Source organism: Micrococcus sp. KRD128 (assembly GCF_017168395.1).
GTDB lineage: Bacteria > Actinomycetota > Actinomycetes > Actinomycetales > Micrococcaceae > Micrococcus > Micrococcus luteus.
Genome location: NZ_JABFAX010000016.1, coordinates 128,853 through 151,723, shown reverse-complemented (window position 1 = coordinate 151,723; position 22,871 = coordinate 128,853). Strand labels below are relative to the sequence as shown.

The 22,871-nt window shown below is 74.9% G+C and carries 17 protein-coding genes; 11 read left to right on the top strand and 6 right to left on the bottom strand.

The window, feature by feature from the left end; genetic code table 11:
- Nucleotides 1–198 precede the first annotated feature (198 nt).
- From J1M44_RS08860 to J1M44_RS08850, 3 genes are all read left to right on the top strand, one after another.
- Nucleotides 199–1,155 (top strand): PAC2 family protein, encoded by a 957-nt coding sequence (locus tag J1M44_RS08860; protein ID WP_144823938.1) that lies wholly within the window; start codon nucleotides 199–201, stop codon nucleotides 1,153–1,155.
- Nucleotides 1,156–1,191: 36 nt separating this feature from the next.
- Nucleotides 1,192–2,250 carry a DUF4192 family protein gene (locus J1M44_RS08855; RefSeq protein ID WP_206480853.1) on the top strand — a complete coding sequence of 353 codons (1,059 nt, stop codon included), beginning with the start codon at nucleotides 1,192–1,194 and terminating at the stop codon, nucleotides 2,248–2,250.
- 234 nt (nucleotides 2,251–2,484) lie between these two features.
- Nucleotides 2,485–3,945 carry an RNA polymerase sigma factor gene (locus tag J1M44_RS08850; RefSeq protein WP_144824167.1) on the top strand — a complete coding sequence of 487 codons (1,461 nt, stop codon included), beginning with the start codon at nucleotides 2,485–2,487 and terminating at the stop codon, nucleotides 3,943–3,945.
- A gap of 65 nt (nucleotides 3,946–4,010) precedes the next feature.
- Here the strand turns inward: J1M44_RS08850 and J1M44_RS08845 are convergent, their stop codons facing one another.
- On the bottom strand, nucleotides 4,011–4,220 hold the full coding sequence (locus tag J1M44_RS08845; RefSeq protein ID WP_002858172.1) for a DUF7455 domain-containing protein: 210 nt from the start codon (nucleotides 4,218–4,220) through the stop codon (nucleotides 4,011–4,013).
- A 252-nt stretch (nucleotides 4,221–4,472) separates the two neighbouring features.
- Here J1M44_RS08845 and J1M44_RS08840 point away from each other — a divergent pair, with 252 nt between their 5' ends.
- Nucleotides 4,473–6,578, top strand: a complete 2,106-nt coding sequence (locus tag J1M44_RS08840) for a DNA gyrase/topoisomerase IV subunit B (protein ID WP_065573151.1) — start codon at nucleotides 4,473–4,475, stop codon at nucleotides 6,576–6,578.
- Between the two features lie 123 nt (nucleotides 6,579–6,701).
- Here J1M44_RS08840 and J1M44_RS08835 read toward each other — a convergent pair whose 3' ends face one another.
- The 3 genes from J1M44_RS08835 to J1M44_RS08820 all read right to left on the bottom strand — a co-directional run bounded on the left by J1M44_RS08835 (nucleotide 6,702) and on the right by J1M44_RS08820 (nucleotide 13,899).
- A complete protein-coding gene (locus J1M44_RS08835; protein WP_144823940.1) occupies nucleotides 6,702–7,775 on the bottom strand; it encodes an NAD-dependent epimerase/dehydratase family protein in 1,074 nt (357 codons plus the stop codon).
- Nucleotides 7,772–11,152 carry a 3-oxoacyl-ACP synthase III gene (locus J1M44_RS08830; protein WP_342356586.1) on the bottom strand — a complete coding sequence of 1,127 codons (3,381 nt, stop codon included), beginning with the start codon at nucleotides 11,150–11,152 and terminating at the stop codon, nucleotides 7,772–7,774. Before J1M44_RS08830 ends, J1M44_RS08835 begins: the two co-directional genes overlap by 4 nt.
- 140 nt (nucleotides 11,153–11,292) lie before the next feature.
- Nucleotides 11,293–13,899: a DNA gyrase/topoisomerase IV subunit A gene (locus J1M44_RS08820; RefSeq protein ID WP_136940480.1), complete on the bottom strand. Its 2,607-nt coding sequence runs from the start codon at nucleotides 13,897–13,899 to the stop codon at nucleotides 11,293–11,295.
- Nucleotides 13,900–13,947: 48 nt separating this feature from the next.
- Here J1M44_RS08820 and J1M44_RS08815 point away from each other — a divergent pair, with 48 nt between their 5' ends.
- From J1M44_RS08815 to J1M44_RS08805, 3 genes are read left to right on the top strand one after another with little or no spacing between them, the layout of a single operon-like run.
- A complete protein-coding gene (locus J1M44_RS08815; protein ID WP_144823942.1) occupies nucleotides 13,948–16,677 on the top strand; it encodes a bifunctional acetate--CoA ligase family protein/GNAT family N-acetyltransferase in 2,730 nt (909 codons plus the stop codon).
- Between the two features lie 57 nt (nucleotides 16,678–16,734).
- Nucleotides 16,735–17,403 (top strand): DUF5998 family protein, encoded by a 669-nt coding sequence (locus J1M44_RS08810; protein ID WP_049158347.1) that lies wholly within the window; start codon nucleotides 16,735–16,737, stop codon nucleotides 17,401–17,403.
- Nucleotides 17,400–18,581, top strand: a complete 1,182-nt coding sequence (locus J1M44_RS08805; protein ID WP_144823943.1) for an alkaline phosphatase family protein — start codon at nucleotides 17,400–17,402, stop codon at nucleotides 18,579–18,581. Before J1M44_RS08810 ends, J1M44_RS08805 begins: the two co-directional genes overlap by 4 nt.
- A gap of 19 nt (nucleotides 18,582–18,600) precedes the next feature.
- Here J1M44_RS08805 and sepH read toward each other — a convergent pair whose 3' ends face one another.
- Entirely contained in the window at nucleotides 18,601–20,025 is a 1,425-nt protein-coding gene (sepH, locus tag J1M44_RS08800) for a septation protein SepH (protein ID WP_144823944.1), read from the bottom strand.
- A 291-nt stretch (nucleotides 20,026–20,316) separates the two neighbouring features.
- Between sepH and J1M44_RS08795 the strand changes: the two genes are divergently transcribed.
- The gene (locus J1M44_RS08795; protein WP_002858157.1) at nucleotides 20,317–20,616 is read left to right on the top strand and encodes a DUF4193 domain-containing protein; all 300 of its coding nucleotides are present in this window, start codon (nucleotides 20,317–20,319) and stop codon (nucleotides 20,614–20,616) included.
- A gap of 19 nt (nucleotides 20,617–20,635) precedes the next feature.
- On the opposite strand, the gene J1M44_RS08790 is transcribed toward J1M44_RS08795, so the two are convergent.
- A complete protein-coding gene (locus J1M44_RS08790) occupies nucleotides 20,636–21,178 on the bottom strand; it encodes a DUF3093 domain-containing protein (RefSeq protein WP_002858155.1) in 543 nt (180 codons plus the stop codon).
- Nucleotides 21,179–21,294: 116 nt separating this feature from the next.
- Between J1M44_RS08790 and dut the strand changes: the two genes are divergently transcribed.
- The 3 genes from dut to J1M44_RS08775 are packed head-to-tail and all read left to right on the top strand — an operon-like array spanning nucleotide 21,295 to nucleotide 22,864.
- Nucleotides 21,295–21,777, top strand: a complete 483-nt coding sequence (gene dut / locus J1M44_RS08785; RefSeq protein ID WP_002858154.1) for a dUTP diphosphatase — start codon at nucleotides 21,295–21,297, stop codon at nucleotides 21,775–21,777.
- On the top strand, nucleotides 21,774–22,550 hold the full coding sequence (locus J1M44_RS08780; protein ID WP_002858153.1) for a DUF3710 domain-containing protein: 777 nt from the start codon (nucleotides 21,774–21,776) through the stop codon (nucleotides 22,548–22,550). The genes dut and J1M44_RS08780 overlap by 4 nt, the downstream gene beginning before the upstream one ends.
- Nucleotides 22,547–22,864, top strand: coding sequence for an OB-fold nucleic acid binding domain-containing protein (locus J1M44_RS08775; RefSeq protein WP_144823946.1), 318 nt, complete (start codon nucleotides 22,547–22,549; stop codon nucleotides 22,862–22,864). The genes J1M44_RS08780 and J1M44_RS08775 overlap by 4 nt, the downstream gene beginning before the upstream one ends.
- The last annotated feature ends 7 nt before the right edge of the window (nucleotides 22,865–22,871 follow it).

Below are 22,871 nucleotides of genomic sequence, written 5' to 3'. Positions count from 1 at the left end.
CGGCGGGGTGGGCCGGGCCGTCCCGCGTCATCCTAGCCAGAGGGCTCGCGCGCCCGTCCAGGGCGCGCGGGCGCGGAATAGGAGGGTGCCGTGCCGTGGTTGACTGACGCCAGAGGACAGGGAGGGATCCGCGTCCGTCGCCATCCGGGCGGCGGGGACGGCTCTCCCGCAGACGGACCACCGGAAGGGGAACGAGACGTGCAGGACGCCGCGCCGCTGTACACCCGTCATGAGGGGGCACCCGTGCCCCCCGGCCTGGGCATGCTCGTGGCCCTGACCGGGCACATGGACGCGGGCCGGGTCGCTCGGCAGGTGCGGGCCGCCCTGCACGAGCACCTGACCCATCGGACCGTCGTCTCCTTCGACGTCGACTCGATGTTCGACTACCGCGCCCGGCGTCCCCGGCTCCGGTTCGACCGGGACCGCTACCGCGATCTGCGTCTGCCCGCGCTCGAGGTGCAGCTGGTCGAGGACCTGCTCGGTCACCCCTTCCTGCTGCTGTCCGGTCCCGAGCCGGACTTCCGGTGGCATGCGGTGACGGAGGCTGTGCTGGGCCTCGCGCAGGAGTGGAAGGTGGACTCGCTCACGTTCCTCGACGCGGCCCCGCTGCCCGTGCCGCACACGCGACGGCTCGGGGTCACGACCCACGGGTCCCGCGCCGACGCCGTGGAGGGGCTGTCCACGTGGAGCCCGGAGGCGGACATCGTCGCGGGGCTGCTGCAGATGCTCGAGCTGCGCGCCGAGGAGGCGGACCTGCCGACGGCGGGCTACACCGTCCATGTGCCGCACTACGTGGCCGAGGCGTCCTTCCCCCAGGCGGCCGTGGCCGCGCTCGAGTACGCGGGGGCCGCCATGGGGCTCATGCTGCCCTCGGACGACCTGCGAGACGCCTCGCGGGACATCGAGGCCGAGCTGGAGCGTCAGGTCTCCGGGTCCGGAGAGATCCAGCAGATGATCGCCGGCCTGGAGCGCAACTACGACCAGAACGCCGAGGACCAGGAGCGGTCGCTGCTGGAGACCGAGCAGGGCCTGCCCGACGGCGACGAACTCGCCTCCGCCGTCGAGGCGTACCTCGCCGCGCGGGACGCCGGCGGCGGGTCCGCTCCTGCACAGGAGGACGGACCCGGTCGTCCGTCCACCGACGACGGGGACTGATCCCACCGCGGGTGCCCGGTCGGCGAGGGTGGCGGCATGGAAGCCCCCACCTCGCTCGACGCCCCCGTCCTGCCGGCCCGCGGCCCGGAGGACCTGCTCGCCTACGTCGGCCACGCCCTCGGGCGGTTGCCCGAGGACAGCCTCGTCCTCCTCACCCTGCGTGACGGGCGCCTGCGCGCCGTGGTGCGGGTCGATCTGCCTCCCGAGGAGGTCGACGTCGGCGCCTGGGCCTGTGCCGTGGCCGAGGTGTGCCGGCGGGACGCGGCAGCGGACGCGACGCTCTGCCTCGCGTTGCCGGACGGCGCCCGGGCCACGCTGACCCGTCCCGGTTGGGCCGCGGCGCTCGATGACGCCCTGGCGTCCGCGGGTCGCCCCCTGGCCGCGGCCTGGACGTGCGCGCACGGACGGGCGCGCCCCTGGTGGGGGAGCAGCGTCGCCGAGGAGGGCCCGCTCGACCCCCGAGCCGCGCCGCTGTCCCTGCACCTGATGACCCGCGGTTCGGTCTGGGCCCGCGCGGCGGTGCCCGACCCGGTCCCGCGCCGTGGTCCCGCCGCGGCCCGGCCCGACGACGCGCGGTGGCGGCCGCCCGAGCAGGACGTGCCCCGGGCACGCCGCGCGTGGCTGGCGCAGTGGGAGTCGGTGCTGACCGGCACGGCGCGTGGCCGCGGTGCGCCCGCACCCGCCGTGCTGGGCTCGCCTTTGACGCGTCCGGCCTGGCGCGACGGCCTGCTGCTCCATGCCGCCGCGCCGTCCGGCGTGGCCACGGGGGATCCGGGGGACGAGGAACGGATCCTCACCGCGGCTTCGAGCCGGGCGCCGGCCTGGGACCGGCTGGACGCGCTGCGGGCGGGGCTGCGCGCGCTCGTGCCCGTCGCGACGCCGGCCGTGGCGGCTCAGGCCCTGGCGCTGGCCGGGTGGGTCGGCTGGGCCCGCGGCCACGGCTCCGACGCGGACGCCCACCTGACGGCGGCGGCGGCGCTGAGTCCCGACGACCCGTTCGTCTCCGTCCTGCGACGCATCGTGGCCGCAGGGTGCGTCGCCGGCTGGGCGACCGACCCGGCCACCGCGTGGCGGTCCGACGGTGGCGGCCCATGAGAGAATGATGCGGCTTCACGACGGTACGGCCGACCGCAGCCCGTTTCCGGGGTTCGGAATAGATCGGTCTCAGCCGTCGTTGACACTCACGGACCCTGCAGTCGGCGGGCCCGGACGACGTCGGTCGTCCGGGCCGCGACTTGACAGGGTCACGTGTATATGGACTGCAAGGATCCGCGGGTGGCCGCGGACGAGACGGAAAGGCCTCGAGTGACCACTTCGACGACCAGCGGTGTGCAGGACGGCAAGGAGACCACTGCCTCCGAGGCCACGACCACGCGCACCCGCTCCACGGCAGCCAAGAAGTCGGCAGCCACGAAGAGCACCACGACCCGGACGACCGCGACGAAGTCGGCGGCGACCAAGACCGCTGCCACGCCGACGGCCAAGAAGAAGGCGACCCGGAAGCCCGCCGCGGCCAAGACCACCGCCACGGCCAAGACCACCGCCGCGAAGAAGACCGCCACGACCCGGGGCAAGAAGGCCACCGCCTCCGCCGCCTCCGCCGAGCAGGCCGAGGACGACGAGGAGCTCGTCGAGGCGCGCGAGCGCACCGAGGCCGCGGACGCCGTCGAGGAGGACGTGGTGGCGGACGAGACCGCCACCGAGGACTCGGACGATGAGGACGCGGACGGCTCGGACGCTCCGGAGCGCCCGGCGATGGACGCGGAGGCCGTGACCGGCACGACGGCCGCCACAGGCCAGAAGGTGGCCCAGTCCAAGGGCGCGTTCGTCATGGACGACTCCGAGGACGACGCCCCGGTGCAGCAGGTGGTCGTGGCGGGCGCCACGGCGGACCCGGTGAAGGACTACCTGAAGCAGATCGGCAAGGTCGCCCTGCTCAACGCCGAGCAGGAGGTGGACCTGGCCATGCGCATCGAGGCCGGCCTCTACGCCGAGCACGTCGTGCAGCACGAGGCCTCCGACGACTACCGCGAGCGCCGGGACATCCAGCTGATCATCGCGGACGGGCGCAAGGCCAAGAACCACCTGCTCGAGGCCAACCTGCGTCTGGTGGTCTCCCTGGCCAAGCGCTACACCGGTCGCGGCATGCTGTTCCTGGACCTCATCCAGGAGGGCAACCTCGGCCTGATCCGCGCCGTCGAGAAGTTCGACTACACCAAGGGCTTCAAGTTCTCCACGTATGCCACGTGGTGGATCCGTCAGGCCATCACCCGTGCCATGGCGGACCAGGCCCGCACCATCCGCATCCCGGTGCACATGGTGGAGGTCATCAACAAGCTGGCCCGCGTGCAGCGGCAGATGCTCCAGGACCTCGGCCGTGAGCCCACCCCGGAGGAGCTGGCCAAGGAGCTGGACATGACCCCGGAGAAGGTCGTGGAGGTGCAGAAGTACGGCCGCGAGCCCATCTCGCTGCACACCCCGCTCGGCGAGGACGGCGACTCGGAGTTCGGCGACCTGATCGAGGACTCCGAGGCCGTGGTGCCCGCAGACGCCGTCTCCTTCACGCTGCTCCAGGAGCAGCTGCACTCGGTGCTGGACACCCTCTCCGAGCGCGAGGCCGGCGTCGTCGCCATGCGCTTCGGCCTGACCGACGGCCAGCCCAAGACGCTGGATGAGATCGGCAAGGTCTACGGCGTGACGCGAGAGCGGATCCGCCAGATCGAGTCGAAGACCATGTCCAAGCTGCGTCACCCCTCCCGCTCGCAGGTGCTCCGGGACTACCTGGACTGAGTCGGAGCGGCATGACGAAGGGCCGGACCCCCGCGGGGGTCCGGCCCTTCGTCATGCCGGGCGCGTCAGGCGCCGGCGGTGAGGCGGTCCGTCTCGTCCTGCCACAGCGCGGCCTGGGGACGCAGCGCGTCCTCGACGGCGCGGGCGTGGTGGGCGCAGAACTGGAGGGCACCGCCCGAGTGCAGCACGGCGCGGACGTAGGCCTGCGCGCCGCAGCGGTCGCAGCGGTCGGAACGGGTGAGGGCGGCCGGCTCGGCCACGGCGGTGATGGACATGGTGTCCTCCTCGGGTCTCTCGGGGCTGGAGGGCGACGACGCCGGTGGGGCGGGCCGGTCCTCCTCTTGTCCCATGGAACAGCAAGGATGGCAGGGAACTTCCCCGCGCGCCCGCCCCGCACCCGCGTTTCGCCACCCGCGTACGCGAGCGCCCGGGCCGGGCGGCCCGGGACGACCGGCTCGGATCCTGGCGTGTCCGGCCCGCGGAGTAGGCTGGACCGGCCGCCGTCGTCCACCGAAAGGCCCGCCCCCGTGCCCGCGAACACCGAGTACAACGCCCGCCACCTCTCCGTGCTGGAGGGGCTCGAGGCTGTCCGCAAGCGGCCGGGCATGTACATCGGCTCCACCGATTCCCGCGGCCTCATGCACTGCCTCTGGGAGATCATCGACAACTCGGTGGACGAGGCCCTGGCCGGCTTCGGGCAGTCCATCGAGATCACCCTGCATCCGGACGGCTCCGTCGAGGTCGAGGACAACGGGCGCGGCATCCCCGTGGACGTGGAGCCGCGCACCGGCCTGTCCGGCGTCGAGGTGGTGTTCACCAAGCTCCACGCCGGCGGCAAGTTCGGCGGCGGTTCCTACGCCGCCTCGGGTGGCCTGCACGGCGTGGGCGCGTCGGTGGTCAATGCCCTGTCCTCGCGCCTGGACGTGCAGGTGCTGCGCGGCGGCAAGGTCCACCAGATGTCGTTCCGGCGCGGCGAGCCGGGCCGCTTCCAGGACGGGTCGCGCCCGTCGCCGGACGCCCCGTTCGAGCCGTCCACGGACGCCTCGCCGCTGGACGTCGTCGGGAAGGCCAAGCGCGGGCAGACCGGCACGCGCGTGCGCTACTGGGCGGACGAGCAGATCTTCGTGAAGGACGCGACGTTCTCCGCCGAGGAGCTCCAGGCGCGGGCGCGCCAGACCGCCTACCTGATCCCGGGCCTGCGGATCACGGTCAAGGACCTGCGCCGCCGACCCGGCACGCCCGGCGCCGACGGCCCGGTCGAGGAGGTCTTCCAGTACGACGGCGGCATCTCCGAGTTCGTGGAGCACCTCACGCCCGCCACCCCGGCGACGGACGTGTGGCGGATCCAGGGCTCCGGCACCTTCAAGGAGCGGGTCCCGGTGCTCGGCGAGGACGGGCGCACCTCCATGCAGGATGTGCAGCGCACGTGCGAGGTGGACGTCGCCCTGCGCTGGGACGTCGGCTACGACACCGTGTTCCGGTCCTTCGTGAACATCATCGCCACACCCAAGGGCGGCACCCACCAGTCCGGGTTCGAGGCGGCACTGCTGAAGGTGTTCCGCGCCCAGGTCGAGGCCAACGCGCGCCGGCTCAAGGCCGGGTCGGACAAGGTGGAGAAGGACGACGTGCTGGCCGGCATGACCGCCGTCCTGACGGTGCGCCTCGCCGAACCGCAGTTCGAGGGGCAGACCAAGGAGATCCTCGGCACCTCCGCGGTGCGGCGGATCGTCTCCCAGGTGGTGGAGAAGCAGCTGACCGCCCGCCTCACCTCCACGGCCCGCGCGCAGAAGCAGCAGGTGCACACGCTGCTGGAGAAGGTCGTCGCCGAGATGAAGTCGCGCATCTCCGCGCGCACCCACAAGGAGAACCAGCGACGCAAGAACGCCCTGGAGACCTCGACGATGCCGGCCAAGCTGGCGGACTGCCGCAGCAACGACGTCGCCTCCTCCGAGCTGTTCATCGTCGAGGGCGACTCGGCTCTCGGCACCGCCAAGCTGGCCCGGTCCTCCGACTTCCAGGCCCTGCTGCCGATCCGGGGCAAGATCCTGAACGTGCAGAAGGCCTCCGTCTCGGACATCCTGGCCAATGCCGAGTGCGCGGCGCTGATCCAGGTCGTCGGAGGTGGTGCGGGGCGCAGCTTCGACCTGGATGCGGCCCGCTACGGCAAGGTCGTGCTGATGACGGACGCGGACGTGGACGGTGCCCACATCCGCACCCTCCTGCTGACGCTCTTCTTCCGCTACATGCGACCCATGGTCGAGGCCGGGCGCGTGTACGCAGCAGTCCCGCCGCTGCACCGGATCGAGGCGGTGACCCGCGGCGTGAAGGAACGCGAGGTCATCTACACGTACTCCGAGCAGGAGCTGCACGCGACGCTCGCCCGCCTGGAGCGGGAGGGCCGCTCGTACCGCGAGCCGATCCAGCGCTACAAGGGCCTGGGCGAGATGGACGCCGACCAGCTGGCCGAGACCACCATGGACCCGCGCCACCGCATGCTCCGCCGCGTGAACATCGCCGAGGTGGAGGCCGCCGAGCGGGTCTTCGACCTGCTCATGGGTTCCGCGGTGGCCCCGCGCAAGGACTTCATCGTCTCCCACGCCGACGAGCTGGATCGCGAGCGTATCGACGCCTGACCCCCGCTTTCGTTCGGGAAACGGCGGCGCGGCCGCCGCCGTCTCCCGAACGAAAGCGGCGTGACCCGCGCCGTTTCCCGAACGAAAGCTCTGGGTGGGCGCCCGTTCCGGCCGCGGCGGACGTCAGCGGTCGCGGTAGTACGCCGCGACGCGGTGCAGGCCCTCGTCGATGCTCACGGTCGGCGTCCACGAGAGGACCTCGCGGGTGCGACGCTGGTCGAACCAGTGGGAGGTCGAGAGCTGTTCGGCGAGGAACTCGGTCAGCGGCGGCTCGCCGTCGTCGGAGCCCACGCCCCGGGACCGCAGCCCGAACAGGTCCCGCTCCCACGCCCGCTCGATCAGGGCGCCGGCGCGCCGGGCCAGGCCCGCCGGGACGCGGCGCTCGGGCTCCGCGGCGCCGCCCGCCAGCGCGATCTGGCGGATCAGCTCGCCGACCGGTCGCGGCTCGCCGTTGGTCACCACGAGGGCCTCGCCGTGGTGCACGTCCGCCGCGGACACGGCCGCCACCACGGCCTCGACGGCGTTGGCCGTGTACAGCGTGTCGACCAGGGGAGCGCCCGTGCCGAGCACGGGCATCCGCCCGGCCCGCGCGCGCTGCACGATCCGGTCGGTGAGCTGCAGGTCCCCGGGCCCCCACATCAGGTGGGGGCGCAGCACGAGGACGCGGAAGTCGTCGCGGTCGGCGGCCAGGGCCAGCCGCTCGCCGGCCGCCTTCGTGCGGGCGTAGGGTCCGCGCGCGTGCTCGGGGCTGGCGGCTCCGGCGCCCTCACCGACGATGGAGTCGCCGGCGTGCGCCACGGAGGGGGAGGAGACGTGGACGAAGCGTCGCACGCCGTGGCGCTGCGCGGCATGCAGGAGGATGCGCGTGCCCTCGACGTTCACGGCCTCATACTCGTGCTCGGGGCCGGACACGGACACCTTCGCGGCCACGTGCACCACGGTGTCCGCGCCGGTCAGGGCCTCCTCGACGGCGGCCGGGTCGGTCACGGACCCGCGCACGTCCCGCGCACCGGGCACGCCCGACGGACGCCGCTGCAGGGTGGTCACGTCGTTGCCGGCATCGGCGAGCACCCGGGCGACGCCCGCACCCAGCAGCCCCGAGGCGCCGGTCACCAGGACGCGGCGGGACTCGAGGCGCTCGACGAGGTCGGGCATGCCGGCGGCATCGAGGCCGACGTCGTAGCCGAAGCCGCTCACAGCGCACCCGCCTTCCCGCCGGCGAGCACGGACTCCGCCCAGTCGGCCACCCGGGCGCGGTCGATCTTCGAGTTGTGCCGGATGTCCGTGGGGATCTCATCGGCCACGAGCACCGCGGCCACCGGCAGCGGCTCGAGGGCCGCGCGCACGGCGGAGGCCAGCGCGGTCGGGGCGAGGCCCTGCTTGGGCCGGCCGTCCCGGTGGTGACCCGGGCGCCGCGCCGGGCGCGTGGCCGGCACTGCCGCCTCCACGACGACGACCACGGCCTGCGTGCCCCGGGGCCCGACGCCGACGACGGCGCTGCGCCGCACCGGCCCGAGGGCGTCGACGGTCTTCTCGGGCCCGCCCGGACCGACCGGGCCCTCGGGCGTGGTGATCACGTGCTGGAGCCGACCCTCGAGCCAGACGCGGCCCTCGGCGTCGAAGTGGCCGACGTCGGCGGTGCGGTGCCACACCCGGCCGTCCCGCCGCCACAGCCCGTCGCGCTTGCTCTGCTGGTCGGTGTGCCAGAGCGCGTCGTAGCGGTCCTTCAGGTGGGGGGCGCTGACCACGATCTCACCGAGCACGCCGTGGCCCCGCGCGGGGTCGAGGATGACGTCGTCGGCGCTGCCGTCCTCGAGCAGCGGCGCGATGGCCAGGGACACCGTGGGCAGCGCGGAGCCCACGCAGACGCCCTCGTCGTCGGCGGTGCGCAGGCGCTGCACCTCGGCGCCGTCGATGTCCGTGAGCAGCAGCCCCTCGGTCATGCCCCACGGCGTGTGGACCCGGGCGTTCGGCATCAGGTCCGAGACCTGACGCATCAGCTGCGGGTGCACGGGGGCGCCGGCCGAGAGCACGAGACGCACGGCGTCGAGCGCCTCGCGCCGGGGCGCGTCGAGGCCGTCGGCGGTCGCGACCACGTTCGCCAGGGCGGCGGGAGAGGCGAACAGCACGCTCGACTGCCCGGCGATCGCGGCGTCGGCCAGCTTCTGCGCGGTGAGGGTGGCCGGCTGGGTGACGTCCATGTCCGGGGAGACGGACGCGGCGCCGAGGGCGGGCCCGAGCAGCGCGAACGGGGCGAAGCCGGCCAGCAGGGAGCCGCCCGGACGGATGCCCAGGGTGCGGGAGATCAGCGCCACGAGGCGGCCCAGCCGCTCGTGCGTGTACACGACGCCCTTGGCCGGGCCCGTGGAGCCGGACGTGAACAGCACCGCGGCGTCCGCGTCCAGGGCGGGCTCGGGCAGCACGGTGCCGTGCTCGTCGACGGCGTCGCCCGCAGCCGGGTCGCGGTGGCGGTCGACCATCGCGTAGAGCGAGTCGGAGACGTCGAGCAGGCGGCGCTGGGCGGCGCCGGGCTCGGTCACGGAGATCCGGGTGCCCGGCCAGGACTGGGCGCGGGCGAGTGTCAGCCCGGGGTTGCGGCCGATGATCCAGCGGGGGCGGGCCGACTTCATCGCCCGGGTCATGCCCTTGACGCCGAGGCCCTGGTCCGCCACCACGGCGACGGCGCCCACGCGCAGCACGGCGTACAGGGCCGCCGACAGGTCGCGGCCCGGCGGCACGAGCATGGCGACCCGGTCGCCCGGCCGCATGCCGGCGGCCCACAGCCCGGTGGCGATGGCCGAGACCATCTCCTGCAGCTCGCCCCAGGTGACGGCCACGGGTCGGCGGGCGGTGCCCACGAGCGAGCGGCCGGCCTGGGCGCCGGCCATGTCCACCAGCGCGGTGTACTCGCGGTGGTCCGAGCCGGGGGCGCCCCAGTCTCGCAGGTGGTCCCAGAGTCGGACCGCGCCGGGCTCGCGGGCTCCGGGCTCCTGGCCGAGGTCCACCTCCAGGCCCGGGTCGGCGGCCGCGTCGGCGGTGGCGTGCGGGACGGGGCCCGGCAGCCCCGAGGCGGGGTCGGAGAGTTGGCCGCCGCGCAGCAGCTGGGCCCACTGCAGCAGGGGCGCGGTGATGTCGCGGTCGTCCACGAGCAGGTGCCCCGCCCGCTCGTAGCGGTGCACGCGCGCGTGGGGCAGGCGGTCGCGGAGGTCGTCGAGGTAGCGGTCCAGGAAGACCGGGTCGTCGGCGCCCCACAGGATGAGGGCGGGCACGTCGGTGCGGCCCAGGGCGGCGAGGTCCTCGCCCACCCGCTGCAGTTCGGGATGGCTGCCGTGGCCGGGGTCGGCCGGGATGTCCGCGACGAAGCCGCCGACGCCGCCGCGTCGGGCCGCCGTGTCGTAGGGCAGGTGGTAGGCGGCTCGGGTCTCGCGGTCGAGGGCCGGGGTGGCGAGGGAGGTCGTCACGGAGAGGAAGGCGTCCGTGGTGACGGTGGAGGCCGGCAGGACGGGCCCGGCGAGGGCGGCCTGCAGCGGGGCGGGGATCGGCGCCCCCTCGGGCTGGTGGACCGCGGTGTTCAGGCCCGAGCCCACGCCCAGGCAGACCACCGTGTCCCCGTCCTCCAGGGCGTCCATCTCCCGCACGAGGGTGATGGGCAGCGACGCCGGGCCGACGTTGCCCAGCGTGGGGAACGTCGTCGGGATGCGCGCCGGGTCCAGGTGGGCGGACTCCGCGATCGCGTCGGTGTGCATCTGCGAGACCTGGTGGGTGATGAACCGGTCGGCCTCCGGCCACGCCCACTCCGCCGGGACGTCGTGCCACGCGTCCATCACGAGCTCGAGACCGTCCTTGAGCAGGGCGGTGGAGTCGGTGTACATGCCGTGGTGGTCGCCCACGCACAGGCCGTGGTGGTCGGTGCCGGCGCGGGTGATCCCGCGGACGATCCGGTGGGCGTCCGGATGGTCCTCGATGCGGCCGACGACGGCGGCGGCAGCCCCGGAGCCCAGCGTCAGGGACGCGAACTGCTCCATGAAGTTGCCGCGGTGCGTGGTCTCGGCGTGCAGGTTGGCCACGGTGGCGGCCTGCACCTTCGAGGCGTCCTCGGCGGCGACCACGACCGCGTAGTCGATCTGGCCGGCGTCCACGAGCGTGGAGGCGAGCATGAGGCCGTTGACGAACCCGAGGCACGCGTTCGTGATGTCGAAGTTGGTCGCGGAGGTCGGCAGCCCCATGAGGTGGTGGATCCGCACGGCCACGGAGGGCTCGAGCGTGGCCCGGGTGACCGAGGTGTTCACGAGCAGCCCCACCCGTTCCCGGGGGACGCCGGCCTGCTCCAGGGCCGCGACGCCGGCGCGGGCGGCGGCCTCCTGGAAGTCCTCGGTCTCGTCCCAGTTCCGTCGGCTGCGCACACCGGCCACCCGCTCCAGGAGGGAGCCGGGCAGGCGCAGGCGGGTGAGCACCTCCGCCAGCTGGTCGTCGAGGTCCTGCGAGGTGACTTCGACGGGGGCCTCCACCTCGGTGACCGCCAGGAGGGCGGCGCGGGAGTACTCGTAGCTGGCGTTGCCGGACACGTTCGTCACCAGGACCAATCTGCGGGGGGTCGGGGGAGGGGGTGCTCACCTGCGGTGAGACGACAGCCCACTGTATCGGAGGGGCCGGGTGGGGCGCCCATCGGGGGCGTCGATCGGCCCGGGGCGAACAGGGTCGCCCCGGGCCGGGATCAGTCCGCGGACACGGCCACGGCGTCGTCCTCGGCGGGCGGGGCCGGGACGAGTTCGGGGGAGGCGCCGGCGCCGACGGCCTCGATGCGCTGGTCCACGGGCACGCCCGAGCCGTCCCGGCGCCCGTACTCGATCGGCAGCGCGCGGGCCACGCCGGCCCGGGAGGCCGCGAGCGCGGGCGCGGCGCCGATCCAGCCGAGCTCGAGGCCGCTCTCGCCCTTGAGCAGCCGGTGGGCGCGCACGCCGCCGGTGCCGCGGCCCTTGGCCGGGTACTCCCCGAGCGGCGTGACCTTCACGGAGCCTGGGGCGGAGCCGAGCACGTCCGCCTCGCCGTCCGTCACGGTCACCACGACGGCGGGCCGCGGGTGGGCCGCGGCGTCCGCACCGGTCTCGGTGAGGGAGGCCGCGGGGGCCACCCCGAACGCGAGCACCGTGTCCCCGGCGGCCAGCCGGATGCCCGCGACACCGCCGCCGGCCGGGCCCTGGGGGCGCACGGCGGAGGCGGCGTAGCGCAGCAGCTGGCCGGTGCGGGTGAGGAAGACGAGCTGGTCGGCCTCGTCCGGGGCGGGGGCGGCCCCGACCACCGCGTCGCCGTCCTTCAGGGCGACGGCGTCGACGACCTGGCGGTTCAGGGGCCACTCGGGCCGGACGCGCTTGACGACCCCGTGGGCGGTGCCCAGTGCCATGACGGTGTCCAGGGGGACCAGGGCCACGAGCGTCTCGCCCTTGGCCAGGGGCACCAGCTCCGCGGCGGGGAGGGCCGTGGTCATCGCGGGGGCCGCGGACGGCTCGCCGGCCACCGGCAGGTCGACCGCCTGGAGGCGGTGCAGCGCGCCGGCGGAGGTGAGGGCCCCGATCTCGCCGCGGGCCGTCGTCGGGACCACGGAGGCGAAGGCGTCGTGCTTGCGGCGCCGGCCCTGCGGGGCGATCGGCGTGCGGTCCGCGGTGCGCAGCAGGCGTCCGGAGGTGGAGAGCAGGGCCCAGCACGCCGTGTCCGGGACCATCAGGTCCGCCCCGGCCTGACCGGCGCCGGCGGGGGTCGGCCCGGACGGCGCGGGCCCGGCGGCGGGGGCCGCGGCGGTCTCGGCCTCGAGCAGGACCGTGCGGCGGTCGTCGCCGTGCTCGTCGGCCACGGCCTGCAGCTCGGACGAGACCACCTCGCGCAGCCGCGCGTCGGAGGCGAGGATCGCCTCGAGCTCGGCGATCGCGGCCTGCAGCTCGTCGCGCTCGGCCTCCAGCTCGATGCGGGAGAACTTCGTCAGCTGGCGCAGCCGCAGCTCCAGGATGTGATCGGCCTGCACCTGGGTGAGGTCGAAGACGCCCATGAGGCGGGTGCGCGCGGCCGCGGTGTCGTCCGAGGAACGGATGATCTCGATGACCTCGTCGATGTCCACGAGCGCCAGCAGCAGGCCCTCCACGAGGTGGAGGCGGTCGCGGTGCTTGCCGAGGCGGTGCCCGGTGCGGCGCCGCACCACGTCCAGACGGTGGTCCACGTAGACGCGCAGCAGGGGCAGCAGGCCCAGGGTCTGCGGCTGCCCGTCGACGAGCGCCACGTTGTTGATCCCGAACGTCTCCTCGAGCGGGGTGTGCCGGTAGAGGGCGGCCAGCACGGCCTGGGGGTTGAACCCGGACTTGAGCTCGATCTGCAGGCGCAGCCCGTTCTTGCGGTCCGTCAGGTCCACGACGTCGGCGATGCCGCTGAGCTTCTTCGCGTCGACGCCGGCCTTGATCCGCTCGATGACCTTCTCGGGGCCCACGCCGTACGGCAGCTCGGTGACGACCAGGCCGGTGCGACGCGCGGTGACCTGCTCCACGGCGACGGCGGCCCGCATGCGGAACGTGCCGCGGCCGGTCGCGTAGGCGTCGCGGACGCCGTCGAGCCCCACGATCCGGCCGCCCGAGGGCAGGTCGGGGCCGGGGATGTGGGCCATGATCGCCTCGAGGTCCGCCGCGGGGTCCGCGAGCAGGTGGCGCGCGCCCGCCACGACCTCGCGCAGGTTGTGCGGGGCCATGTTCGTGGCCATGCCGACGGCGATGCCGGTGGTGCCGTTGACGAGCAGGTTGGGGTAGGCGGCGGGCAGCACGGCCGGCTGCTGGAGCTGGTTGTCGTAGTTGGGGATGAAGTCGACGGTGCCCTCGTCGAGGTCCGCGGTGAGCGCCAGGGCGGCCGGGGCCATGCGGGCCTCCGTGTAGCGCGGGGCCGCGGGGCCGTCGTCGAGCGAGCCGAAGTTGCCGTGCCCGTCCACCACGGGCAGGCGCAGGGAGAACGGCTGGGCGAGGCGGACCATCGCGTCGTAGATCGCGGCGTCGCCGTGGGGGTGGAGCTTGCCCATCACCTCGCCCACCACGCGGGCGGACTTCACGTGGCCGCGGTCCGGGCGCAGGCCCATGCGGGACATCATGTAGAGGATGCGCCGCTGCACCGGCTTGAGGCCGTCGCGGGCGTCCGGCAGGGCGCGCGAGTAGATCACCGAGTAGGCGTACTCGAGGAAGGACGCCTCCATCTCCTCGGAGACGTCGACGTCGACGATGTTCTCCTGCTCCAGCGGCAGCGGGCGCGGGGCGTCCTGCTCGGCGGGGCGGGAACGGGATGAACGGGCCATCATGGTGGTCGGGGAGTCCTCACGGCGTCGGGGATTGTCTACAGTGATCCTATGGGTGAGACCGAAGCCGACCGCGGATATCCCTCCCATTGGGAGGCCGATGTGGTGCTCCGTGACGGCGCCACGGCCCACCTGCGGCCCATCTCGCCCGAGGACGCCGCCGAGTTGCAGCGCATGCACGCCGGGCAGTCCGAGAACTCCATCTACCTGCGCTACTTCACGTACAAGTCCGAGCTAAGCGCCAAGGACCTGGACCGGTTCACCCACGTGGACCACCGGGACCGGGTGGCGTTCGTGATCACCCGCGGCGGCCGCCTGCTCGGCGTGGGCCGCTACGACCGCTACGGGGACTCCGACACCGCGGAGGTCGCCTTCAACATCTCCGACGCCGCGCAGGGCCGCGGACTGGGCTCCATCCTCATGGAGCACCTGGCCGCGGCCGCCCGCGAGAACGGCATCCGCCGCTTCACCGCCGAGGTCCTGCCCGAGAACCGCAAGATGCTCTCGGTGTTCCAGGAGTCCGGCTTCGAGGTGACCCGCCGGTTCGAGGACGGCGTCGTGGCCGTCGAGTTCCCCATCGACCCCACCGCCCGGTGGCGCGCCGTCGTCGAGTCCCGCGAGCACCGGGCCGAGTCCCGCAGCGTCGCCGAGCTGGTCGAGCCCGCCTCCGTGGCCGTCGTCGGCGCCTCCCGCGATCCGCAGGCCGTGGGCTCGCTCGTGCTGCGCCACGTCCTCGAGGCGGGCTTCACGGGTGCCGTCCACGCCGTGAACCGCGCCGCCGAGGACGTCCAGGGCCTCACCGCCCACCGCTCCCTGGCCGACATCGGCGAGCCGGTCGACCTCGTCGTCGTCGCCGTGCCCGCCGACGAGGTCGAGGCCCTCATCCCCGAGGCCGCCGCGGCCGGGGCCCAGGGGCTGGTCGTCCTCACCTCGGGCTACGCCGACGCCGGCGCCGAGGGACTCGAGGCCCAGCGCCGCCTGGTCTCCCTCGCCCGCGCCCACGGCATGCGCGTGATCGGCCCGGCCTCCACCGGTCTGGTCCGCACCGACCCCGCGATCCGCCTCAACGCCTCCCCGTCCCCGGGCCTGGCCCAGCGCGGCCCCGTCAGCCTGTTCAGCCAGTCCGGCGCCGTCGGCGCCATGGTCTCCGCCGGCGTCAAGCGCCGCGGGGTGGGGATCTCCACCTCGATCAGCGCCGGCAACCGTGCGGACGTCTCGGGCAACGACGCCATGCAGTTCTTCGAGGCGGACCCCCACACCGCCGCCGTCGGCGTGTACCTCGAGTCGTTCGGCAACCCGCGCAAGTTCTCCCGCATCGCCCGGCGGCTCTCCCGGACCAAGCCCGTCGTGGTGGTCCGCTCCGACGTCACCGGGCGCTTCCTGCCCCCGGGCCACGAGACCCGCACCACCCAGGCCCCCGAGGGCACCGTGGACTCGATGCTCGACCAGACCGGCGTGCTCGAGGCCCACACGCACGAGGCCATGCTCGACATCCTCATGGCCGTGGCCAGCCAGCCGCTGCCCACGGGCCACCGCGTCGTCCTCGTGGCCGACTCGCTCGCCCTGGACCGGCTGGGCCGCGACGCCGCGGCCGAGGCCGGGCTCGAGGTCACGGCCACCGTCGGCCTCGTCGGCAGCGAGCAGGGCATCGCCCCGCCCGCCGACACGCTGGTCTCCGCCGTCCGGGACGCCGTCCGCCACGAGCGGGCCGACGCCGTCGTGGTGCTGGCCCGCCTCGGCCTGCACCAGGCGGACGACGAGCCGGAGCGGCTGGCCCAGGCCCTCGCCGACGCGACCCGGGACGCCCGCATCCCCGTGCTCGGCTGCCTGACCGACGTCGTCTCCCCGCGCTACCGCGGCGCCACGCTCGGCGCCGCCGGGCCCGTGGACGACGACGCCGAGCCCGGCTCCCTGCAGCCCGGCCTGCCCTTCTACCCGTCGCCGCAGCAGGCCCTGTCCGTGCTCGGCGCGCTCGCGGACTACGTCCACTGGCGCTGCCAGGAGGTCGGCGAGCCGCTCGAGCCGACCGGCCTGCACCCGCATGAGGCCGAGGAGCTCGTGGAGGCGGCCGCCGCGCGCGCCGAGGGCACCGAACTCGTCCGGCTCCCCGACGAGGAGACCGAGACGCTGCTGGGCCACTACGGGATCACCGTGCTGCCCTCGGCCCGGTTCGAGACCGCCGACGAGGCCGTGGCGGCCGCCGAGCGGCTCGGCTTTCCCGTGGCCCTCAAGGCCGTGGACCCCCACCTGCGGCACCGTCTCGACCTGGGCGGCGTCCGCCTGAACGTGGTGGACGCCGACTCGCTGCGCCGCAACGTCGAACAGATGCTGCGTCTGCTCGCGCCGTTCGGCGTGCGCGAGCTCGAGGTCCAGGCCATGGCCCCCGCCGGGCAGGCCTGCATGCTCACGGCGCTCGAGGACCCGCTGCTGGGCCCCGTGGTCTCCTTCGGCATCGCCGGCGACGCCACGGACCTGCTCGGGGACTGGGTGCACCGCGTTCCCCCGCTCACGGACCGGGACGTGGCCCGCATGGTCCGCGCCCCCCGCGCCGCCGTGAAGCTGCGCGGCACCGGCGGGGTGCCCCCCGTCGACCTCGCCGCGCTCGAGGACCTCGTGGGCCGCGTCAGCGTCCTCAAGGACGACCTGCCGCAGGTCGCCCGCCTGCGCTTCGCGCCCGTGCTGGCCGCCCCCGAGGGCGTGACGGTGCTGCAGGCCGAGGTGCACGTCGCCAACGCGGCCCGTCGCACCGACTCGGCCCGGCGCGCGCTGCGCGGCCGCTGACCGGGCCGTCCACAGCGGGCCCGGGCGGCCCGGCGCCGGACCCGTAGCATGGGGGACATGAGCCCGTTCCGCAGGAGTCACGAGCCCGGCCGTCCCGACCACCGCCCCGGCACCCCCGAGGCCGAGGGCCGGCAGCGCGAGGCCCGCACCCTGGACGGCAGCGGCGGCCTCGACGCCTCGCTCGTCCGCGCCGGCTTCTACCCGGACCTCGTGGCGCACGCCATCGCCGTCGAGCTCGAGGGCCGCACCCCGGACGCGCACCTCGTCCACGTGGACACGCACTTCGACTACGAGGAGATCCACCGGCACATCACGGCCCTCGTGCTCGCCGGGGACACCCTGCTGGCCGTCCACCTCGACGATCACGCCGCCGACCCGGCCGGCCAGGCGGTCCTCGCCCAGGTCTCCACCGAGATGGTCCCGGTCCGCGCCCTCGGCTCCGTGGTCCTGACCACGGGCCACGCCGACCCCGCCCGCTTCCGGCCGTCCGACCCCGTGGCCGAGATGACCCTCGGGTTGATGTGGGCCGGCGGCCAGCGCCTGGACCTGCAGCCCGCCGGCTGCGCCGACCCCCAGTGCGACCTCGACCACGGCTACACCGGCACCGCCACCCGCGAGGACCTCGTGATCCGCGTCGCCGCCGACGCCGACGGGCAGGGGGCCGTCGACGGCGCCCTGGCCTTCGCCCGGGCCCTGCGCCGCGCCCACCTGGCGGCCACCACGTGACGGGGCCCGCCCTGCCCGCCGGCGTGGTCCCCCCCGACCGCGCCCTGCGCTCCGTCCTGACCTCCGCCGCGGCCGCCCTCGGCGTCCCGGGCTGTGAGAACGCGCTCGCGGTCCCGGAGGGGCGCCGCGTGGTCGTGGCCCTGGTGGACGGCCTCGGACGGTCCCTGCTGAAGCGCTTCGGCGGCCACGCCCCCACGCTGCGCGTCGCGATGGCCGACGGCGGCCGCGTCCTCGAGGTGGCCGTGCCCACCACGACGGCCGCCTCCCTCACGAGCCTGGGCACCGGGCTGGACGTGGGGGAGCACGGCGTGGCCGGCTACGACGTGCTCGACCCGGACCGGGGCGTGGTGATCAACCAGCTGGGCGGCTGGGACGAGGCCACCGACCCGGTGGGGTGGCAGCCGAAGCCCACCGTGTTCGAGCGCGCCGCCGCGGCCGGCGTGGACGCCGTCACGGTCTCGCTGCCCGCCTTCGAGCGTTCGGCCCTGACACGGGCGGGGCTGCGTGGCGGCCGGTTCGTGGCCGGCCGCACGCTGATCGCCCGCACCCAGGCCGCCGAGCGCGTGCTGAATGACGCCCGCGTGCCCACGCTCGTCTACTTCTACGTCAACGAGCTGGACAAGGCCGGTCACCGGGACGGCGTGGGTTCGGACCGGTGGCTGCACGCCCTCGAGGAGATCGACGCGGCGGTGCGGCGCCTGGTGGACCGCGTGCCCGCCGGCACGGTGGTGCTCGTCACCGGCGACCATGGCATGGTCGACGTGCCGCCGTCGCGCCGCGTGGACTACGCCGCCCTGGACGAGGCCGGGGAGCTCGCCGACCCCACGCTGCTCGAGGGGATCGCGCACACCGCGGGGGAGCCCCGTCTCGTGCAGCTGCACTTCCGGTCCGATGCGGGTCCGGACGTGCGCGCGAGGGTGCGGCGCGCCTGGGCCGAGCGCTGCGGGACGCACGCGTGGGTGCTCACGCGGGACGAGGCCGTCGACGCCGGCTGGTTCGGCACCGTCGTCGAGGACCGGGTCCGTGCCCGCATCGGGGATCTGCTCGTCGCCGTGCACGGGGATCTGGCCCTCTACGACGGCCGGCGGGTGCCCCCGCACGCCTTCGAGATGGTGGGCCAGCACGGCGCGCCCACGCGCGCTGAGCGGGAGGTCCCGCTGCTCACCTGGCACCGCTGAGCCCGCCCCGGGGCCGGGGTCAGTCGCCCTTGCGGCCGAAGACGATCTCGTCCCAGCTGGGCACGGACGCTCGGCGCGCGGCCGACCGGGCCCGGGGGCGCGGTGTGACGGTCGGCATGGCCGGGCGCGCCGCACGCTCGCGGGGCGCGGGCTCCGCCCCCTCGTCCTCGACACCCGGCTCCGCGACGTCTGCGGCAGTGTGCTCGGCGCGGTCGGTCTCGGTGGCCGGTTCCGGCTCGTCGATGCCCGGGGCGTCGTCGGCGGTCGTGAGGGCACCCTCGGCGTCGACCGGGGCGAGCCGCTCGGGCGCCGGGGCGGCCTCGCGCTGACTCCGGTCCTGGTGCTCGCGGGCGATCAGGTGGGCGAGCGCGTCGTCCGACTCCAGGTCCGCGCCCACGCGCTGACCCCGGCGCACCCGCAGGATCTCCAGCAGATCGGCGTCGCGGTCGGCGGCGGGCGAGTGCGCACCCGCGGGGGTCACGGCGTCCTCGGCGTCCACGTCGTCCGTCACCGGTTCAGCCGCGGGGGCGCGGGGGACCAGGTCCCAGGCCTCCGCCTCGGACAGGGCGCGGGCCCAGGCGTTCTCGGGTTCGAGGTGGCGTCCGGCCGGGCGGAACGTCCAGAGCGCCGGGGGTGCCTCGTGGGTGGGCAGACCCCTCGCACCGGCCACGGCGAACCGGGCGGCCACGGTCCAGCCGGCCTGGTCCTCGCGCCACGCGTCCCACTCGAGGCTCGCCTCGTCCACGCCCAGCTCGGCGAGCCGGTGCGCGGCGAGCTCGCCGAGCGTCGTGGGGCCGCCGTCCTGGACGAGGTCCGAGTAGAGGTCGGGCCCGCCGACCCAGACCTCGACGGCGCGGGCCTGCCGGGCGATCCAGTCGCGCTCGGCCAGGACGGGGTGACCGTAGGTGCGGATGCGCGAGAAGGCGTTCCCGCTCTCCCGGGCCACCTGCTCCACGGAGGCGCCCGCACGGATGCGCTGCTGGATCTCCCGGGGGGTGAGGGGCACGGCCTCCTGGGTCGCGGCGGCCTTGACGGACTCCTGGTCGGTCAGCGGCGCCGGGGTCGGGCCGTCCGCGGTCTCGTCGTCGGCCGCGGGCCGCGGGTCGATGCGCGGGGTGAGCGCGAGGTCCTCGTCCGGCCGGGCCGGGCCGGAGGGCACGTCGGGAGCCCGCTCGCCCTCCTCCGCGGCATCGTCGGCGTGCGTCGTCGCGTCCACCGGTCCCTCGGCGTCCTCGTCGTCCGCCCCGGGGACGTCCATCTCCGTCATGTCGTGCCAGGCTGCGGGGCCGTCCTCGGCCGGTCGCCCGTCCTCCGGCGCAGCGCCCTCGATGACCAGCCGGCGCAGATAGGGGGAGAGGGCGAGCGTGTGCTCCTCACCCTCGGGCCCCGACAGGCGCAGCGCGTCGCCGTCCTCGGTGGGTCCGGTCAGTCGCAGCTCTGCCATGGCGGTGGTCCCTCCCACGTCGTGTTCTGGTCACCGGGCATGCGGACGCCCGGCCGGGCATGCCCCGATCCTAGCCGCCGGGCCGCAGACCACGGCCCGGGCGAGGGACGAGCGCCCGCGCGAATCCGCCCTGGGCGAGCATGCCGGTCAACATTTGGCACGGGTTCGGCCATGGTGCACAATCTACGCGCAACGGCGCAGGCCGGTGATGCGTGGCCCGTCCACGACGCCGTCCGCGCAGTGCCGGCACCGGTCCCGGTGCCGTCCCCCACCAGCGGAGCGTGAAACCCCATGGCCACTGACTACGACGCCCCTCGCAAGAACGAGGAAGAGCTGAGCCAGAACTCCATCGAGGAGCTGAAGGCACGGCGCACGGACACCCAGTCCGCCGTCGTGGACGAGGACGAGGCGGAGGCCGCCGAGGGGTTCGAGCTGCCCGGCGCCGACCTCTCGGGTGAAGAGCTGATGGTGCGGGTGCTGCCCGCCCAGTCGGATGAGTTCACCTGCGCCTCCTGCTTCCTGGTCCGCCATCGCTCGCAGGCCGCGCGAGAGAAGAACGGCCTGATCTACTGCACCGACTGCGAGGGCTGAGCCCCCGCCGCCGGGGCGGTCAGCGGTCCTCGGCCGCCCCCTCCTGCCGGGCCATGGTCCCGCCGAGGGCCGCGACCAGCTCCTCCGGACGCCGGGTGCTGGTCAGCCAGTAGGGCGTGCGGTCGCGCTCGTCGGTCAGCTGGATCCGCACGACGGGCGCGATCCAGCCGCGCACGTTCACGAAGGCCAGCCCGTGCAGCAGCGGGCCGCGCTGGGCCCGGGCATCCTCGCCGCGATACCCCGTGACCTGACCGACGTGATGCCGTTCGATGCTGGCGCGGCCCACCTGGAGAGTGCGTTCGCGCACCACGATGCGCGGGGTGGTGGCCACCAGGATCAGGACCTCGACGGCCAAGAACACGACGGCGGCCGCGATGCCCAGCCCGAGGTCGATCGGCGCGAACACGAGGATCGTCAGCGCCGCCAGCATGAGCGCCACGGCCCAGACCCCCGCGGAGGGCGTCAACCGCTCCTCGAACAGGACCGGATCGGGTCCCGCCGCAGCACCCTCGGGGGCGCGGCGGGAGGCATCGGCGACGGGGTGCTGCTGGGGATCACGCATGGGTCCCAGCTTCCCACATCCGGACTCCGGTCCCGCCGCGCGGCACCGGCGAGGGCGCCCGCCCGGCCGCCTCGACACGGCCCGGGCCGACGGGTGCTCGTGTAGGGTCGGGCCTCGTGACCGACTCCGCCGAGCTGCCCGTGCCCCTGCACGCCCTCGATCCGGGCCTGGCCCCGCCCGCCTACGCGCAGCGGGGCGACGCGGGCGCGGACCTGCGCACCGCCGTCGACGTGACCTTGGCCCCGGGCGAGCGCGCCCTCGTGCCGACCGGCGTGGCGCTGGCCATCCCGGAGGGCCACGCGGGGTTCGTGCACCCCCGCTCGGGCCTCGCGGTCCGCCACGGCCTGAGCGTCGTCAACGCCCCCGGCACCATCGACGCCGGCTACCGCGGCGAGATCAAGGTGCCCCTGATCAACCTGGACCCGACCGAGCCGATTGTGCTGCGCCGCGGCGACCGGATTGCCCAGCTCGTGCTGCAGCCGGTCGTGCGCGCCCGCTTCGAGCCTGTGGACGCGCTGCCCGACTCCGAGCGCGGGGTCGGCGGCTTCGGCTCGACCGGCGGCTTCACCGCCGACATCACCCCTGGGAGGACGTCGTGATCTTCGGACGCAATCGCACCGTGCGCCACGAGCAGGTCAGCCTGCCGGACGAGCTGCTGGAGGAGCGCGACCTCGAGATCGCCGCCGCGCCGGAAACTGTCGACGTCGGTCCGCACGACGTCGCCACCCGCCCGGACCCCGCGGGCATGATCGACCTGGGGTCGCTGCGCCTGCGGGCCGTCCAGGGCATGAAGCTGCGCCTCGACGTCGAGGACGCGACGAAGCGGATCGTCGCCGCCACCGTCAGCCTCGGACGCTCGGCCCTGCAGGTCCAGGCGTTCAGCGCCCCGCGCCGCACGGGTCTGTGGGACGACCTGCGCGCCGAGCTGCACGACTCCCTGTCGACCACCGCCCACGCGACCGTGCAGGAGCAGTCCGGCCGCTTCGGCATCGAGATCCTCACGCGCGTGCCGGCGGCGCTGCCGGACGGCTCGCCGGGGTGGAACGTCGCCCGGTTCGTGGGCGTGGACGGTCCGCGCTGGTTCGTCCGCGGTGTGTTCCACGGCGAGGCCGCCTTCCAGCCGGAGGCCGCCGAGGCGCTGGAACAGGTGTTCTCCGACCTGGTCGTGGTGCGGGGCGACGAGCCGCTTCCGCCGCGCGAGCTGCTGCCCCTGCGTCCGCCTCCCAACGCGCGCCCGCTGCAGCGTCGCCGCCCGGCCCCGGACGAGGGCCGGGACGTGCTCGCGGACACCGCCGCCGGCCCGGGGGACGGCGCGGCACCGGAGGCCACCGCGCTGCCCGAGCGCGGTCCGGAGATCACGGAGATCCGGTGAGTTCCGCCGTCGCGCCCCGCCCGGTCGGGGCCGCGGGCCGCATCGAGCGCCGCGGCGTCATCGCCTCCGTCACGCTGCCCGGCGCGGACGAGGCGACCGTCTTCCGCGCGTCCCTGGCCGACCGCCCGCCCGCACCCGGGAGCATGGGGCCCGCCGAGACGCTGCAGCTGGTCTGGCACGGGCGGCGCCGCGTGCCCGGCGTCATGCCGGGGGAGTGGCTGACGGTCCGCGGCCGCGTCACCCAGATGGACGGCGTGCCCACCCTGCACAACCCCGAGTTCGACCTGGTCGACGCGCCCGGCGCCACGCTCTGAGCACGGC